The organism is Pseudarthrobacter sp. MOO13, assembly GCF_058267655.1.
In genome coordinates, this window is the sequence record NZ_CM177848.1 from 2,648,530 (window position 1) to 2,664,049 (window position 15,520).

15 protein-coding genes and 1 pseudogene are annotated in these 15,520 nt (G+C 67.8%); 2 read left to right on the plus strand and 14 right to left on the minus strand.

Going from position 1 to position 15,520, the window contains the following annotated elements:
* Positions 1 to 33 precede the first annotated feature (33 nt).
* Positions 34 to 600, plus strand: a complete 567-nt coding sequence (locus AC4EEO_RS12195) for a TetR/AcrR family transcriptional regulator (protein ID WP_491338922.1) — start codon at positions 34 to 36, stop codon at positions 598 to 600.
* Here the strand turns inward: AC4EEO_RS12195 and AC4EEO_RS12200 are convergent.
* From AC4EEO_RS12200 to dxr, 8 genes are all read right to left on the minus strand, one after another.
* The gene (locus AC4EEO_RS12200; RefSeq protein WP_491338923.1) at positions 593 to 1,351 is read right to left on the minus strand and encodes a hypothetical protein; all 759 of its coding nucleotides are present in this window, start codon (positions 1,349 to 1,351) and stop codon (positions 593 to 595) included. The genes AC4EEO_RS12195 and AC4EEO_RS12200 overlap by 8 nt on opposite strands.
* A gap of 38 nt (positions 1,352 to 1,389) precedes the next feature.
* Positions 1,390 to 2,280 (minus strand): GNAT family N-acetyltransferase, encoded by an 891-nt coding sequence (locus AC4EEO_RS12205; RefSeq protein WP_491340424.1) that lies wholly within the window; start codon positions 2,278 to 2,280, stop codon positions 1,390 to 1,392.
* Complete coding sequence (gene ispG / locus AC4EEO_RS12210; protein ID WP_491338924.1) at positions 2,243 to 3,409, minus strand: flavodoxin-dependent (E)-4-hydroxy-3-methylbut-2-enyl-diphosphate synthase; 1,167 nt, start codon at positions 3,407 to 3,409, stop codon at positions 2,243 to 2,245. Before ispG ends, AC4EEO_RS12205 begins: the two co-directional genes overlap by 38 nt.
* 34 nt (positions 3,410 to 3,443) lie before the next feature.
* Complete coding sequence (locus AC4EEO_RS12215) at positions 3,444 to 3,737, minus strand: YciI family protein (RefSeq protein WP_018763461.1); 294 nt, start codon at positions 3,735 to 3,737, stop codon at positions 3,444 to 3,446.
* A 71-nt stretch (positions 3,738 to 3,808) separates the two neighbouring features.
* Positions 3,809 to 4,291 (minus strand): hypothetical protein, encoded by a 483-nt coding sequence (locus tag AC4EEO_RS12220; protein ID WP_018763460.1) that lies wholly within the window; start codon positions 4,289 to 4,291, stop codon positions 3,809 to 3,811.
* Positions 4,288 to 5,025, minus strand: coding sequence for a hypothetical protein (locus AC4EEO_RS12225; RefSeq protein WP_026265062.1), 738 nt, complete (start codon positions 5,023 to 5,025; stop codon positions 4,288 to 4,290). Before AC4EEO_RS12225 ends, AC4EEO_RS12220 begins: the two co-directional genes overlap by 4 nt.
* A gap of 79 nt (positions 5,026 to 5,104) precedes the next feature.
* Positions 5,105 to 6,433, minus strand: coding sequence for a M50 family metallopeptidase (locus AC4EEO_RS12230; RefSeq protein WP_109044929.1), 1,329 nt, complete (start codon positions 6,431 to 6,433; stop codon positions 5,105 to 5,107).
* A 17-nt stretch (positions 6,434 to 6,450) separates the two neighbouring features.
* Positions 6,451 to 7,632: a 1-deoxy-D-xylulose-5-phosphate reductoisomerase gene (dxr, locus tag AC4EEO_RS12235; protein WP_491329656.1), complete on the minus strand. Its 1,182-nt coding sequence runs from the start codon at positions 7,630 to 7,632 to the stop codon at positions 6,451 to 6,453.
* Positions 7,633 to 7,705: 73 nt separating this feature from the next.
* Here dxr and AC4EEO_RS12240 point away from each other — a divergent pair.
* Positions 7,706 to 9,159, plus strand: a pseudogene (locus AC4EEO_RS12240) (lipase maturation factor family protein).
* Here the strand turns inward: AC4EEO_RS12240 and AC4EEO_RS12245 are convergent.
* The 6 genes from AC4EEO_RS12245 to AC4EEO_RS12270 are packed head-to-tail and all read right to left on the minus strand — an operon-like array spanning position 9,156 to position 15,517.
* Complete coding sequence (locus AC4EEO_RS12245; protein ID WP_491338925.1) at positions 9,156 to 9,995, minus strand: HpcH/HpaI aldolase/citrate lyase family protein; 840 nt, start codon at positions 9,993 to 9,995, stop codon at positions 9,156 to 9,158. The pseudogene AC4EEO_RS12240 and the gene AC4EEO_RS12245 sit on opposite strands and share 4 nt — an antisense overlap.
* Positions 9,992 to 10,558: a MaoC family dehydratase gene (locus AC4EEO_RS12250; RefSeq protein WP_491338926.1), complete on the minus strand. Its 567-nt coding sequence runs from the start codon at positions 10,556 to 10,558 to the stop codon at positions 9,992 to 9,994. The genes AC4EEO_RS12245 and AC4EEO_RS12250 overlap by 4 nt, the downstream gene beginning before the upstream one ends.
* Entirely contained in the window at positions 10,555 to 11,334 is a 780-nt protein-coding gene (locus AC4EEO_RS12255; RefSeq protein ID WP_018763453.1) for a CoA transferase subunit B, read from the minus strand. The genes AC4EEO_RS12250 and AC4EEO_RS12255 overlap by 4 nt, the downstream gene beginning before the upstream one ends.
* Positions 11,331 to 12,137 carry a CoA transferase subunit A gene (locus AC4EEO_RS12260; protein WP_491340425.1) on the minus strand — a complete coding sequence of 269 codons (807 nt, stop codon included), beginning with the start codon at positions 12,135 to 12,137 and terminating at the stop codon, positions 11,331 to 11,333. The genes AC4EEO_RS12255 and AC4EEO_RS12260 overlap by 4 nt, the downstream gene beginning before the upstream one ends.
* 48 nt (positions 12,138 to 12,185) lie before the next feature.
* A complete protein-coding gene (locus tag AC4EEO_RS12265) occupies positions 12,186 to 13,349 on the minus strand; it encodes an acyl-CoA dehydrogenase family protein (RefSeq protein ID WP_018763451.1) in 1,164 nt (387 codons plus the stop codon).
* Positions 13,350 to 13,351: 2 nt separating this feature from the next.
* A complete protein-coding gene (locus tag AC4EEO_RS12270) occupies positions 13,352 to 15,517 on the minus strand; it encodes an acetyl/propionyl/methylcrotonyl-CoA carboxylase subunit alpha (RefSeq protein ID WP_491338927.1) in 2,166 nt (721 codons plus the stop codon).
* Between the last annotated feature and the right edge of the window lie 3 nt (positions 15,518 to 15,520).

Sequence of the window (15,520 nt, forward strand, 5' to 3'; positions counted from 1 at the left end):
CGCCCGGCGGGTTCCGGGCGCCGCGGACGCCGCGTGGGCGCCACCGCGTCCCGCGACCACATCCTCGACGCCGCCCGGAGGCTTTTCGCCGAACACGGTTTTGACGGGACCAGCCTGCGCCAGGTGGCCCGCGCCGCGGGAGTGGATCCGGCCATGATCCACCATTTCTTCAACGGCAAGGACGAACTCTTTGCCCTCAGCGTGGAACTGCCTGCCGACCCGGAGCAGGTCCTTGCGGGCATGGCGGAATCGGACCCAGACCAGCGGGCCGAGTTGATGGTCCGCACGGTCCTCCGGCTCTGGGAAAGCCCCGCCCAGGCCGGCCTCCTGGCCTTCCTGCGCGGAACCATCGGGTCCACGGCCAGGACGTCGCTGCTTCGGGAGGCGGTGGCTCGCCGGGTGATCACCAGGATCACGGCTTCGGTTCCCGGGCCGCCGCAGGAGGTGGCGCTGCGCGGAAGCCTCGTGGCAACCCAGATCGTGGGTTTGATGATGGTCCGTTACGTGGTGCGGCTGGAACCGCTCGCGTCAGCATCCGCGGAGGATGTGGTGCGGCTGGTGGCACCCACGGTGCAGCGCTACCTCACTGGGCCTATTTGACCAGGGCGGCAGCCGAGTCCAGGAGCGCACCGGCCCGCTGGACGGCGTCGGCCTCGCTCGCGCCCCCGGAAGCGACGGAGGTGAGCACCACGCCCTGCTGCACAGCCTGCGCCGTGACCGTGGACCGCGTGCGGCCGTCCGGCAAGGTGGCGTCCGTACGATATGCGAAGACGCCGGGAACAGAGCCTACGCCCTGCAGGGCCTTCACGGTGACCGAGACCTCCATGCCCGAGGCCGTCATGGTCATGGAGGAGCACTTGGCCAGCTGGTCCGCGGAGCTGGCCACCTTGCCCAGCAGGCTCTGGTCCAGGCCGGCGATCAGCGATAGCGCGGTCGCCGCGCCTGTGCCGGCGTCGGTACTCATGCCGATGGCCATGGTGGCGCCATCCACGTTCGGCACGGCGCTGGCAGCTGCGAGTTCCTTGCACTCCGCGGGCTTGACGTCGATCGACGCGAGCATGGTCTTGGTTTGGTCCAGCGTCTTGGTGATATCAACGGCGGGCAGGACGGTCAGCCTGCGGTCCGCCGAGTCCCTGACCTGCCCCACGATGGCAGCAAGCTGCTCGGACGTATAGGCCTTGGCAGTAGGCGTGGGCGTTGCCGTGGGGGTTGGGGCGGCTTTGGTCTGTGACGCCGCCGGCGTTGCGGTCGAGGAATCTGCGGCCTGCGGGGCTGCCGGTCCCCCGCACCCGGATACCGCCATGGCCAGGAGGGCAGAAGCCCCGAATGTTCCCAGCACGGTCTTCTTCATTTTTCCCCCAATTTTCAGTTCTCCTCCGGCGGACGCCGCTAGAAAAGAACTGTAGCGAACGTACCCACCTGCCGGAAGCCGACACGTTCGTAGGTGGACCGGGCCTTGGTGTTGAAGCCGTTGACGTACAGGCTGGTCACGGGCGCGATCTTCTGCGCTTTTTCCACCACGGCGGACATGTAGCCGGAGCTCAGGCCCTGGCCGCGGTAGCGGGGATTCATCCATACACCCTGGACCTGGGTGACGTCCGCGGTGACGGCCCCCAGTTCGGCCTTGAAAACCACCTCATGTGCCTCGTTCAAGTGGACCAGGGAGTGGCCCTGCCGGATGAGGCCTTCCACCCGGCGGCTGTAGAACTCCCGGCCGCCCAAGTATGGCGAGTACCCTACCTCTTCCTCAAACATGGCGGCGCAGGCCGGAAGGATACGGTCAAAGTCGGCCAGGTTGCCCTGGGCCAAACCCGGGTGGGGCTGGACCCGTGGCCGCTCCGCGATGACCATCAGCGGCTGGTCCGCCCGCACTTCGTGGGCACGGTGGCCCAGTTGGGCGAGTTCCGCATGAAGGGCCAGCACTGCCTCTGCGGGGCCAAAGGCGGACGCATACCGGCGCCCGGAGCTGTTCGCGGCCCCGGCTACCAGCGGCGCAAGGGCGGGGTCCAGCTGGACCGGCACCAGGTTTGCCCCGGCCCAGCAGGCACCGGAAAGGACGCCGTTGTCGAACACGCCCAGAACGCCGGCACCTCCGGCAGTGGGTGCTGCGGTGCCCGTGGCGCGCAAATGCGCCAGGATGAACACGTTGGTAACGGGATCCTGCTGCGCCAGACTGGTCAGCGCCGCGGTGTCCTGGCCGTCAAGCGTTCGGACGGAAATACCCGCAGGGTCGGGATCGTCCCTACGAGACGCTAACCACGGGGCTACCCTTGACAGCATCTTCGCCATCGGCCTCCCCCATCTCTTCCGCGATACGCATGGCCTCTTCGATCAGTGTCTCAACAATCTGGCTCTCAGGGACAGTCTTGATGACCTCGCCCTTCACAAAGATCTGGCCCTTGCCGTTTCCGGACGCAACGCCGAGGTCCGCTTCGCGGGCCTCGCCCGGACCGTTCACGACGCAGCCCATGACAGCGACGCGCAGCGGGATCTCCATCCCTTCCAGCCCGGCGGTGACCTGCTCGGCCAAAGTGTAGACGTCCACCTGGGCCCGTCCGCAGGAGGGGCAGGAGACGATTTCCAGCTTGCGGGGAAGAAGGTTGAGGGACTGGAGGATCTGGTTGCCCACCTTGATTTCCTCCACCGGCGGGGCGGACAGGGACACCCGGATGGTGTCACCGATCCCCCGGGACAGCAGGGCCCCGAACGCGGTGGCGGACTTGATGGTCCCCTGGAACGCGGGGCCGGCCTCGGTGACGCCGAGGTGCAGCGGCCAGTCGCCCTTTTCGGCGAGCATTTCGTAGGCGGCCACCATGATCACGGGGTCGTTGTGCTTGACCGAGATCTTGAAGTCGTGGAAGCCGTGTTCCTCGAAAAGGGACGCTTCCCAGACAGCGGACTCGACGAGCGCTTCGGGGGTGGCCTTGCCGTACTTCTTGAGGATGCCCGGTTCCAAGGAGCCTGCATTGACGCCGATCCGGATCGAGGTGCCGTGGTCCTTCGCGGCGGCCGCGATTTCCTTGACCTGGTCATCGAACTTCCGGATGTTCCCGGGGTTCACGCGCACTGCCGCGCAACCGGCCTCGATGGCGGCGAAGACATACTTGGGCTGGAAGTGGATGTCTGCGATCACCGGGATCTGGGACTTGCGGGCGATGATGGGCAGCGCCTCGGCATCGTCTGCGGACGGGCACGCGACGCGCACGATGTCGCAGCCGGACGCCGTCAGCTCAGCAATCTGCTGGAGGGTGGCGTTGATGTCCGTGGTGGGCGTGGTGGTCATGGACTGCACGCTGATGGGGAAATCAGATCCCACGCCTACCGAGCCGACTTTGATCTGGCGCGTCTTGCGGCGGGGTGCCAGGACGGGCGGCGGTGCTGACGGCATTCCCAGGCTGACCGAGGTCACGTGGACTCCTTGGGTTGAAAGGGTAGGGATGCGGTTACGCGGCGAGCCCGGCAAGCATGCCGGTGACCGGTGACCATTCAGTGATGCGGGTCCCGGCGATGACGCCGGCCGCGGCAAACGGGTCCTGCTTAAGGATCGAGTTCAGGGCAGCTTCGTCTGTTGCCGTGAAGATCAGGAGGGCACCGGCCCCGTCGCCGTAGGGTCCGCTGGCCACGATGACGCCGTCCTGCGCCAGGCCGCCTGTCCATTCGCGGTGCGCGGGCCGGACCTCGTTGCGGGTTTCGGTGGAGTTGGCGGCGTAAACGTACTCAACGGCAAAAACTGTCATACGGCTACCCTATCGCCATGCCTGCCTTCGTACCCATCCGGGCTGTCCCGGTTCGAGGACGCGGTGGACGTTTACTGCAGGAAAAGGACTTTGGCCGCGGCTGCCGTTCCTGCCGCCCAGAGCATGGAGGTGAGGGTTCCGATGATGAAGCGCTCCGCGGCCACAGGGGTCTCCTTGAGTTCAGCGAACCTGCCGAGGCCCTTGATCGCGACGATGTAGGCGATGGCGACCGGCTGGCCGGCCAGGATGGCAAGGCATACGCCGAGCCGTTCCAGCACGCCGATGATGGCGCCGCCGCGCAGGATGCGCTGGCCCGGAGCCGACGCTGCTGCGTCCGTTCCGTTCGACGCCGCCGGCCCGGGTTGCGCCGTCAGCTCGCCGTCCACCGTGACGTCGGCAGACGGGTCCTGGGCAGCGGAGCCGGCGTCCGTTGCCGTCGTGGCGGCATCGGCTTTGTCGTCAATGGTCCTGGCGAGCTTGAACACCAGGGCCGTCACCGGCCATCCCACGAAACCTGCCACCGCCAAGGCCACGGCCACCCACACTGCGGTCACTTGACTCCTCCATCGCCGGCTCCGGTTTCCTGTACGGCCGGGACCACCTGTGCTTGGGCGAGATCAAGCAGCAGCGATGCGGCCGGCCGTGCTGCCCATTCTTCCTGCCATCCGGAGCGAAGCACGGTGCGGCTCACGGACTGCTCCGATATTCCAAGTTCCCTGGCCACCTGCTTTTGGCTGCCGTGCCGGGCCGGACCAGGGCGGCCGGCTCCGGGCGCGCCGGCGTCCAGGTGCCGCAGCGCGTCAACCACCCGCCACTGGGCTTCCGTCCGCTCTTGGACCAGGCGGCCCAGCAGCCGGAGCACCGCTTCGGCTTTGGCGCATGTCCGCTCCCCTTCCCCGGCCGGGGTATTCCCGCCCGCCTCCCCCGCCATGATGCCGGCCACCACTGACACCGGCACTTGGGAAGCGGCGGCCTTGGCGCGCTCAACGGCCTTCCGGGCAGCCACGAACGCGGTTCCAGTGCCTTCCCGCGGGCTGGCACCCGCCGGCAGCGTCACGGTTCCGACGCCGATGCCGACGTACCAGTGCCCTTCGCGGAGCGCGTACAGGGCGATGTCCACGACGGCATCAGCGTCCCGCACCACCCCTTGGACTTCGTCGCCGACCGACCGCTCGAAAGCCGGCCTGCCGGCCCCGGCAGGTTCGAGGCGCGCGATCTGCTCAATGAAACCCGGGACCCGGTCCAGGTCACCCGTGCTGCCACGCTGGTCGATCGTCATTACGAACATAGATCAACCATAGGCGGGTGATTCATAACAATCAATCAAATCTGACTGATTTAGCAAAGTCAGCCTAAATCGGCTGATATCAGAACAGATTGACGGGCTTGACGATGTCCGCGTAGATCAACAGGGCGCTCATGCCCATCAACAAGGCCGCCACGACGTAGGTCACGGGCAGCAGTTTCGCGATGTCGAACGCTCCCGGGTCCGGCCGGCCGCGCAGCCTGGCTACGGCGCGGCGCGCTCCTTCGTACAGGGCTCCGGCCACATGGCCGCCGTCGAGGGGCAGCAGCGGGATGAGGTTGAATACGGCCAGTGCGAAGTTCAGGCCGGCCAGCAGGCCCACGAGGGTGGCGAGCCGGGACTGGAGCGGGACAGCTTCCATGGCGGCAACCTCGCCGGCCACCCGGCCCACGCCCACCACGCTGATGGGGCCGTTGGGGTCCCGGGGTTCCTCGCTGAAAGCGGCCTTGGCTACGCCCACCACACGGGCGGGCAGGTTGAACACCACGCCGGCCACCTGCCGGATGTTCTCTCCGGCCATGGGCAGGACGGACGACGCCGGCTGGGACACGAGCGCCGTTTGCGCGCCGATGCCAAGGAAACCGACGTCCTGGTACTGGAGGTTGCCGGCAGCATCGGTGGCCTGCCGCCCGTCGGCGCCCATCACGGGCCGGGAAGACAGGACCGGCGTCACCGTGGTTGACACGGCAGCGCCGTCCCGCTGAACGGTGATGGCCACTTCCTTGCCGGCAGAGGCGCGGATCCACTCCGTCAGCTGGTCCCAGCTGGTGACGGCCTTGCCGTCGAAGGAGGTGATGGTGTCATTGGGTTTGAGTCCCGCCGCTGCCGCGGGGGTCAGCTGGCAGTCGGCAGAGTCGGGATCGACGGTTTGCCCTGCGGCCACTTGGCATTTGGAGACGTCGGAGATGGTGGTGGTGGCGGTGGCAATGCCAAATCCCATCAGGAGGACGGCCGTCAGCACCACCCCGAGGACCATGTTCATGGCCGGCCCGCCCAGCATCACGATCACTTTTTTCCAGACCGGCAGCCGGTAGAAGACGCGGTCGTGGTCGCCGGGTCCTACCTCTTCGTGGGCTAGTGACCGGGCTTCCGTAGCCAGCGTCTGGAACATCCCGGTACTGGAGGGCCGGACCGAGCCGTCCTCCTTGTTGGGCGGGTACATGCCGATCATCGAGACGTAGCCGCCCAGCGGAACGGCTTTCACGCCGTACTCGGTTTCACCCTTGCGGCGTGACCAGAGGGTGGGCCCGAAGCCGATCATGTACTTGGTGACGCGCACCTTGAAGAGCTTGGCCGGCACCAGGTGCCCCACCTCGTGGAGGGCGATGGACACGGCAATGCCGACGGCCACGAAGACGACGCCGAGGATGAAAAGTAGGACAGGGGTCATGGAGGTGCTGCTGCTTCCTAGAGACTGCTGACTGCTAAACGTTCGTGGGCGCGGGCGCGTGCCCAGCTTTCAGCATCCAGCACCGACTCCACTGTCAGCCCGGAGGAACCTGAGTGTTCGCTGAGCACCCCGTCCACGGTATCGACGATGTCGGTGAACCGGATCCGGCCCGCATGGAACGCCGTAACGGCCTCTTCGTTGGCCGCATTGAAAACAGCAGGGAAGGTGCTGCCTTGCTTGGCGGCGTCCTTGGCAAGGTCAACGGCCGGGAAGGCTGCAGCATCCAGGGGTTCAAAGGTCCAGGTGGCGGCCTGGGTCCAGTCGCAGGCGGGCGCGGCCATGGGTACCCGGGCCGGCCAGCCCAGGCCAAGGGCAATCGGAAGCCGCATGTCCGGCGGGGAGGCCTGGGCAATGGTGGAGCCGTCAACGAACTGGACCATGGAATGGACGACGGACTGCGGGTGCACCACCACATCGATCCGGTCGAGCGGGATATCGAACAGCAGGTGGGCTTCGATGACTTCCAGTCCCTTGTTGACCAGGGTGGCCGAATTGGTGGTGACCATGACCCCCATGTCCCAGGTGGGGTGCGCCAGCGCCTCGCGCGGCGTGACGGAATGCAGCTGCTCCCGGCTCCTGCCGCGGAAAGGCCCCCCCGAGGCGGTCAGGATGAGCCGGTCCACCTCGGCTGCCGTCCCTGCGCGCAGGCACTGGGCGATCGCCGAGTGTTCCGAGTCGACGGGCACAATCTGGCCTTCCTTGGCCGCAGCCTTGACCAGGCTGCCGCCAACGATCAGCGATTCCTTGTTGGCCAGGGCCAGGGTGGCCCCGGAGCGGAGTGCCGCAAGGGTGGGCGCCAGGCCAATGGAACCGGTGATGCCGTTGAGGACCACGTCCGCTTCCACCGCGGCGATCCGGGCCGAGGCGTCAGGTCCGGCCACGATTTCCGGGCGGTACCCGGGACGGCCGGCGGCGGCTGCTTCCCGGATAAGGGATTCCAGCCGGCCGGGGTCACCGGCGGCGATGCCCACCACGGCGGCGCCGGTGTGGACCGCCTGGCGGGCCAGCAGTTCAAGGTTGCCGCCACCGGCACTGAGTGCCACCACCTCGAAGAGGTGCGGGGCGCCGTCGACGACGTCGATCGCCTGGGTGCCGATGGAACCGGTGGATCCGAGGAGGACGATTCTGCGTGGCTGCATCCGTTAAGTATCCCGCACGCGGCCGGGCCTGCTGCGCCTTGACCGCCGGGCGGCCGGGCGTAACGTGGAAACCGTGGACTGGCTCACCTGGTTCGATGCGCCGGAGTATGAATTTGCCCGGCAGGTGCTGCAACGGGGCGTCGCAGCGTTGTACTTCGTTGCGTTCCTGTCCACGCTGAACCAGTTCCCGGCCTTGCTCGGAGAGCGCGGCCTCCTTCCGGTGCCGGACTTCCTGGCCGCGTTTTCCCGGTTGTCCCGGCCCACGCTGTTCCGTTGGCGGTATTCCGACCGGCTGCTGCGCGGTGTCTGCGCCGCAGGCCTGGCGGTCTCGGCGCTGCTCGTCGCCGGGCTCCCCCAGGCCGGACCGCCCTGGGTTCCATTGCTGGCGTTCCTTGCCCTGTGGCTTTTGTACATGTCCATCGTGAACGTGGGGCAGACCTTCTACGGGTTCGGCTGGGAGATGCTGCTGCTGGAGGCCGGTTTCACCGTGGCCTTCCTGGGATCGGACCAGACGGAACCGCCGCGGACCATCCTGATCCTGGTGGTGTGGCTGGTGTTCCGGCTGGAATTCGGGGCAGGCATGATCAAGATCCGCGGCGGCCGCGAATGGCGGGACCTGACGGCCTTGTACTACCACCATGAAACCCAGCCCATGCCGGGCCCCCTCAGCAGGCAGGCACACCTGCTGCCGAAGCCGCTGCACCGGGTCGAAGTGGTGGGCAACCACATCGCCCAACTGGTGGTGCCGTTCCTGCTGTTCGCCCCGCAGCCGGTGGCGGGCGTGGCGGCGGCCGTCGTCGTGGCCACCCAGCTGTGGCTGGTGGCGAGCGGCAACTTTGCATGGCTGAACTGGATGGCGATCATCCTGGCGTTTGCCGCGGTCAGCGATCCCGTGGCCCACGCCGTGATCCCGGCCGTCCCGGCGAACTGGCACGCCGGCGCAGCACCGGCCACTCCCCTGTGGTGGCTGGCCATAACGCTGGCGGCGTCCCTCCTGCTGCTGGTCCTTAGCGGAACCTCTTCTCCCGCCGGCAGCTCATGAATGCCAGCTTCAACCGGTGGCAGCTGGTCAATGCCTACGGCGCCTTCGGCACGGTGACCAGGCAGCGCATCGAGCTCGTGGTGGAAGGAACCTTGGACGGGAACCCCGGGGACGCGTCGGACTGGCGCGAGTACGGCTTCAAGGGCAAACCCGGCGATGTCAGCCGCATTCCCCGGCAGTGGGCTCCGTACCACCTGCGGCTGGACTGGCTGATGTGGTTCCTGCCGCTGCGGAGCGTGCACGAGGAATGGTTCTATGCCTTCCTGGGCAAACTGCTCGTGGCGGACCGGCAGGTGTTGCGGCTGCTCCGGCATGACCCGTTCGACGGCGCCGCGCCGCGCCTGGTGCGCGTGCGCAGTTTCCATTACCGCTTCGCCACCCGGAAGGAGCTCCGGGAGACCGGCAACCGCTGGGTGCGGACGCTGCTGTACGAGCCCATTCCGCCCACGTCCCTGCGCCGGCCGACGGGACGGAAGGGCAGCTAGGCGTCCCTGCCTGCACGGCGCAGGATGCCTTCGGCGTGCTTCAGGATTGGCCCGTCGATCATCTTTCCGTGGTGTTGGAAGACCCCGCTCCCGGCCGCGGCGGCAACGTCCAGCAGTTCACGCGCCGCGGCCACCTCCTCCTCGGAAGGAGCGTAGGCTTTGCGGACCACGGCAGCCTGGCCGGGATGGATACACGCTTTGGAGCCGAACCCGGAGGCCACGGCGTCGGCGGTTTCGTCCGCCAGCCCGTCGAGGTCGGGGATGTTGGTGTACACGGCGTCGATGGCTTCCTTGCCCAAGGCCCTGGCGGCCAGCAGCACCGAGGAGCGGGCGTGCAGGGCCACCGCCCGGTAGCCGCCGTCGTCCTTCCTGCTGGAGGTGCCCCCCAACGTGGCCACGAGGTCCTCTGCTCCCCACATCAGGGCCACCACGTTGGGGGCGGCCGCAATGGCCGGGGCGTTCAGCACGCCCAGGGCCGTTTCGCACAGCGCAATGACCTGGTAGCCCTCCAGCGCCGTGAGCTGTTCAGCCGATTCCGCCTTGGCGAGCATGACCGTGCGGTACGGCGTATGCGCCAGGCAGTGCAGGTCCTTCGCGAAGTCATCCGTGCCAACCGGGTTGACCCGGACGATGGTCCGGCTGGGGTCAAGTTCGGGGTCGTCTCCGGCAGCGCCCGCCTGGGCCAGGATTGCCCCGCGCGCCCGCTGCTTGTCCGGTGGCGCCACGGCGTCCTCGAGGTCCAGGATCACAGCGTCCGCCCGCGCTGCGGCTTTCAGGTAGCGCTCGGGGCGGTCGGCGGGGCAAAAGAGCAGGGCAGGGCCCATCACAAAAGTCATACGGGCATTCTCCCCTGTGCGCCGGGCTGGTCCTGGTGGGCGGCCCGGGTCCACATCAGGCAGCTTCTCGTGGCCCGTGCCACCACGGCTCCGTCCTGGTTGCGCCCGGTGTGCTCCATGGTGACGATGCCCTGGCCGGGCCGGGAGGCCGAAAGCCGCTTGCCGGTGATCACGGTCTCGGTGTAGAGCGTGTCCCCGTGGTAGAGCGGGTGCGGGAAGGAGACATCGGTCAGCCCGAGCTGGGCGATGATGGTCCCCTGGGTCAACTGGGTGACGGACTGCCCCACCATGGTGGCGAGCGTGAACATCGAGTTCATCAGCCGCTGGCCAAAGGGCTGCCCCGCGCTCCAGGCCGCGTCCAGGTGCAGCGCCTGCGTGTTCATGGTGAGGGTGGTGAAGAGGACGTTGTCCGTTTCCGTCACGGTGCGTCCGGGCCGGTGGGCATACAGCACGCCCTCCTCCAGCTCGTCGAAGTAGAGCCCGCGCTGCTCGATGACGCGCCTGCCGCCCCCTCCGGCCGTTGGGCCGGCCGGAACTCCATCAGTGGGGTCGGTGCCGGTCATACGGTGAGTTCCTGGTCTTCTTCGTACAACTCCGCACCGGTGGCGGCCACCACGTCTTCGACGGAAACGTTGGGGGCCAGCTCGCGCAGCACCAGCCGGGAGGGGCCGCCGTCCCGGACGACGTCGATCACGGCGAGGTCGGTGATGATCCGGTCCACGCAGCCTTTGCCGGTCAGCGGGAGCGAGCACTCCCTGACAATCTTGGGATTGCCGTTCCGGTCCACGTGCTCCATCATTACGATCACGCGCTTGGCGCCAAACACCAGGTCCATGGCGCCGCCCATTCCCTTGACCATCTTTCCCGGGACCATCCAATTGGCGAGGTCTCCGTTGGCGGCCACTTCCATCGCGCCCAGGACGGCGAGGTCCACGTGGCCGCCGCGGATCATGCCAAACGACGTTGCCGAGTCGAAGAACGCCGCACCCCGGTTGACCGTCACGGTCTCCTTGCCGGCATTGATCAGGTCCGGATCCACCGCATCCTCTGCCGGGTAGGGGCCGACGCCCAGGATCCCGTTCTCCGAGTGCAGCACCACTTCCACCCCGGCCGGAATGTAGTTGGGAATCAGGGTGGGCATGCCGATGCCCAGGTTGACGTACTGGCCGTTGCGGAGTTCCCGGGCAACCCTGGCGGCCAGTTCGTTCCGCGTCCAGCCTTTGCTGCCTGCTGCGGCGGCGGCTCCGCCGGGCCCGGGTTGGTGCCCGCCGCCGCGCCGGTATTCCGGACGGACCGCTTCCGGGCGGGGCGCCTCGGGGCTGTTGGGATCCATGGTCATGCTCCTGCCTGCTGGTCACTGCCGGCGGGGTTCCCGCCCGCCGCGGCCGAGGCCTCCAAGGCCACCGTCCGCTTTTCGATGCGCTTTTCCCCGCCGGCCGCCAGGACCACCCGCTGGACGAAGATCCCGGGGGTGTGGATGTGTTCGGGGTCCAGTTCGCCGGGTTCGACGAGTTCCTCCACCTCGGCGATGGTGATGCGTCCGGCCATGGCGCAGAGCGGATTGAAGTTCATGGCCGTGGCATGGAAGACCAGGTTGCCGTGCCGGTCACCCTTCCAGGCGTGCACCAGCCCGTAGTCGGGGGTGAGGGATTCTTCCAGGACGTAGTCCACTCCCCCGAAGGAACGCACTTCCTTGGCCGCGGAGGCGATCGCGATGCCGCCGTCGGCGTCGTACTTCTGCGGCAGGCCGCCGTCGGACACCTGGGTCCCCACCCCCGCCTTGGTGTAGAACGCGGGGATGCCGGCGCCGCCGGCGCGCAGCTTTTCGGCCAGGGTGCCCTGCGGTGTCAACACCACCTCGAGCTCACCGGCAAGGTACTGGCGGGCGAACTCCTTGTTCTCCCCCACATAGGAGCTGATGGTGCGGCGGATGCGGCCGTCGCGGAGCAGGATGCCCAAGCCCCAGTCATCCACGCCGCAGTTATTGCTGACCGTTTCCAGGCCAGTAGTGCCGGCGCGGTGCAGGGCGTCGATCAGGGCCACCGGGATGCCGCACAGCCCGAAGCCGCCAACCGCCAGGGAAGCCCCGTCCGGGATATCCGCCACGGCGTCGTCGGTGCTGGCTACAACCTTGTCAATCATCATTGATCCTTTCCGGCCGGCTGCGATCCGTACTGCTGGCGCAGGTGCTTACAGTCCCAGTTCACGGGCGATCAGCATCAGCTGGACTTCCGTGGTGCCCTCCCCCACTTCAAGGATCTTGGAGTCGCGGTAGTGGCGTGCCACGGTGAACTCGTTGATGAAGCCATAGCCGCCGAATACCTGGGTGGCATCCCGCGCGTTGTCCATGGCCGCCTCGCCTGCGACCATCTTAGCGATGGCCGCCTGGGTCTTGAACGGCTTGCCGGCCAGCATCCTGGCGGCCGCATCGTAGTAGGCCAGGCGGGCCGTGTGGGCCCGCGCTTCCATCCGCGCGATCTTGAAGGAGATGGCCTGGTACTTGCCGATTTCCTGGCCGAATGCCCGGCGTTCCCTGGCGTATTTGACCGACAGGTCCACGCAGCCTTGGGCGGCGCCGGTGGCCAGCGCGGCGATGGCGATCCGGCCTTCGTCCAGGATGGACAGGAAATTCGCGTACCCGCGCCCTTCTTCGCCGAGGAGGTTTTCCTCCGGTACGCGGACATCCTTGAGGGTCAACGGGTGGGTGTCGGAGGCATTCCAGCCCACCTTGTTGTACGGCTTCTCGGCTTTGAAGCCCGGCGTATCCGTGGGCACGAGGATGGTGGAGATCTCCTTCCGCAGGCTGCCGTCGGCGGCTTCCTTCCGGCCGGTGACGGCGGTGACCGTGACCAGCCGGGTGATGTCCGTTCCCGAGTTGGTGATGAACTCCTTGTTGCCGTTGATGACCCAGCTGCCGTCCTCGCGGCGGGCGGTGGTCTTGGTGCCGCCCGCATCCGAACCTGCCTCCGGTTCGGTGAGGCCGAAGCCTGCGAGCGCCTGGCCTGATGCCAGGAGCGGAAGCCATTCCTGCTTCTGGGCGTCGGTTCCAAAGCGGTACACCGGCATGGCACCCAGGGAAACGCCGGCCTCCAGCGTGATGGCCACCGACTGGTCCACGCGTCCGAGCTGTTCCAAGGCCAGGGCGAGCGCGAAGTAGTCGCCGCCCATGCCGCCGAATTCCTCCGGGAAGGGCAGCCCGAACAGGCCCATCTCGGCCATCTGTTTCACCACGTCATAGGGGAAGCTGTGTTCCTCATCGTGTTTGGCGGAGACCGGGGCCACCACGTTGTCCGCGAAGTCGCGGACGGTGTCGCTGAGGTCCTGGTATTCCTCGCTGAGTTCGAATCCGGTCATGGTCAGGCTCCTTCGCCTTGGCTGGTGTCTGTGTCTGTGTCGGTATCTGCGGGCGTCGGTTCCGCGTCTGCAGGGTGGGGGTGCACGGTGGCCAGAACCTGGTCGGCCTTCACGAGGTCGCCGGTGCGGGCGCTGAGGTGCACGGTGCCGGCCAGCGGCGCAACGAGGTGGTGCTCCATCTTCATGGCCTCCACGGACACCAGGACGTCCCCGGCCTGGACCGCGTCGCCGTCGGTGACCGGGACGGCCACCACGGTTCCCGTCATTGGCGAGCGCACCTCGGGGTCCGCTGAGCCTTCTTCGCGTTGAATGGCGGCCAGCACCCGGTCCAGCCGTGCCTCCCGGGCCAGGACCTCAAGCCGGCAGGACCAGCCATCACTGCCCAGGAAGAGCCGTGTGGGCCGGCCGGGGATTGCGCCGACGGCGTAGCTTCGGGTGCCGTCGCCCAGCCGGAGGACGGCCCGCCGCGGGTCCTCAAGGGACAGTCCGGCGCGCTCCTGCTTTCGCCCGTCAACGGCTGCCGTGACGGCGGCTTCCCCTGCCGGGCTTCCGGTGACCTCAACCGTGGCCACGCCGTCGTCGGCCGTTCCCAGGCTGATCCGGCGCGGTGCCGGCGTTCCGAGCCGCCAGCCGTTGTGGGCCCGCCACGGTCCGCTCCCCGGGGCAGTGTTGTGGTCCTCCAGGGAGAGCGCGTACAGCGCCGCGGCCACCAGTTCGGCGTCACCGGCCTTCCGGAATTCCATGCCGGGCAGCTTGCGTTCGATCAGGCCGGTGTCCAGGTGGCCGGCCTTGACGTCGGGGTCGTTCAGCAGGAGCCGCAGGTACTCCACATTGGTGTCAATGCCCAAGGCGGTGTAGCGGGCCAGGGCCTCGTCAAGGGTTGCCAGCGCGGCACCGCGGTCTTCGCCCCACGCGATGACCTTGGAAATCATGGGGTCATAGTGGGCCGGGAGTTCCAGGCCCTCCAGCAGGGAGGAGTCCACCCGGACCCGGCCCCCGGCCGGGGATGGCAGTTCGTCCAGCACCAGCACGGTCCCGGTGGAGGGGAGGAAATTCTTCTCCGGCACCTCGGCGTACACGCGCGCTTCCACGGCATGGCCGGAAAGTTCGACGTCGGCCTGCCGGAGCGTCAGTTCGGCACCGGCGGCGATCCTTACCTGCCATTCCACGAGGTCGGTGCCGGTGACCATTTCGGTCACCGGGTGCTCCACCTGCAGCCTGGTGTTCATCTCCATGAAGAAGAACTCGTCCGGTGCGTCGTCGGAAACCAGGAATTCCACGGTTCCGGCGCCCCGGTAGTTCACGCTGCGGGCTGCATTGCAGGCCGCCTCGCCGATCCGTGCCCGAATGGCCGCCCCGTCCGGAAGGCCCTCCAGCAGCGGCGACGGCGCTTCCTCGATGACTTTCTGGTGCCGCCGCTGCAGCGAGCATTCCCGCTCGCCCAGGTGGATGACGTTGCCGTGGCTGTCCGCCAGCACCTGCACTTCGATGTGCCGTGGGGTGGTCACCAGGCGTTCCAGGAACAGGGTGTCGTCGCCGAACGCGGCGGCGGCCACGCGCCGGGCCGTTGCCAGGGCGGCGGCCAGGTCCTCCGGTTTTTCGACGGCGTGCATCCCCTTGCCGCCGCCGCCGGCGGAGGGCTTGATCAGGAGCGGAAAGCCGACCCCGCCGGCTGCCTCCACCAGTTCGCTGTCGGTCATGCCGGGCTCGGCGATGCCGGGAACCACCGGCACGCCGTAGCCGGCCACGTGGTTCTTGGCCCGGATCTTGTCCCCCATGACGTTCAGGGCCTCCACTCCGGGTCCGATGAAAGTGATGCCGGCTTCCTCCAGGGCGCGGGCGAAGTCCACGTTCTCGCTGAGGAAGCCGTACCCAGGGTGGACGGCTTCGGCACCGGATTGCCGGCATGCTCCGATGATGGCGTCCGCGCTCAGGTAGCTGTCGACGGCGGCTGCCGGGCCGATGCGCACGGCCGCGTCAGCTTCGCGGACGTGGCGGGCGCCGGCGTCGGCATCGCTGTAGACGGCCACCGACCGGATGCCCAGGCGGCGCAGGGTCCGGATGACCCGGCAGGCGATTTCACCGCGGTTTGCCACCAGGACCGTGCCGAACAGGCGTGGGGTGGACGTGCCGCCGGGGGCTGGATCTGTTCGTGTTTGCATGGTCATTGC

Bases quoted from the DNA above. Each gene is read 5' to 3' on its own strand.
- AC4EEO_RS12260 (WP_491340425.1), bottom strand. From the start codon at position 12,137: ATGATTGACAAGGTTGTAGCCAGCACCGACGACGCCGTGGCGGATATC.
- AC4EEO_RS12245 (WP_491338925.1), bottom strand. From the start codon at position 9,995: ATGACTTTTGTGATGGGCCCTGCCCTGCTCTTTTGCCCCGCCGACCGC.
- AC4EEO_RS12215 (WP_018763461.1), bottom strand. From the start codon at position 3,737: ATGACAGTTTTTGCCGTTGAGTACGTTTACGCCGCCAACTCCACCGAA.
- AC4EEO_RS12225 (WP_026265062.1), bottom strand. From the start codon at position 5,025: ATGTTCGTAATGACGATCGACCAGCGTGGCAGCACGGGTGACCTGGAC.
- AC4EEO_RS12200 (WP_491338923.1), bottom strand. From the start codon at position 1,351: ATGAAGAAGACCGTGCTGGGAACATTCGGGGCTTCTGCCCTCCTGGCC.
- AC4EEO_RS12230 (WP_109044929.1), bottom strand. From the start codon at position 6,433: ATGACCCCTGTCCTACTTTTCATCCTCGGCGTCGTCTTCGTGGCCGTC.
- AC4EEO_RS12205 (WP_491340424.1), bottom strand. From the start codon at position 2,280: ATGCTGTCAAGGGTAGCCCCGTGGTTAGCGTCTCGTAGGGACGATCCC.
- AC4EEO_RS12250 (WP_491338926.1), bottom strand. From the start codon at position 10,558: ATGACCGGCACCGACCCCACTGATGGAGTTCCGGCCGGCCCAACGGCC.
- dxr (WP_491329656.1), bottom strand. From the start codon at position 7,632: ATGCAGCCACGCAGAATCGTCCTCCTCGGATCCACCGGTTCCATCGGC.
- AC4EEO_RS12255 (WP_018763453.1), bottom strand. From the start codon at position 11,334: ATGACCATGGATCCCAACAGCCCCGAGGCGCCCCGCCCGGAAGCGGTC.
- AC4EEO_RS12270 (WP_491338927.1), bottom strand. From the start codon at position 15,517: ATGACCATGCAAACACGAACAGATCCAGCCCCCGGCGGCACGTCCACC.
- AC4EEO_RS12265 (WP_018763451.1), bottom strand. From the start codon at position 13,349: ATGACCGGATTCGAACTCAGCGAGGAATACCAGGACCTCAGCGACACC.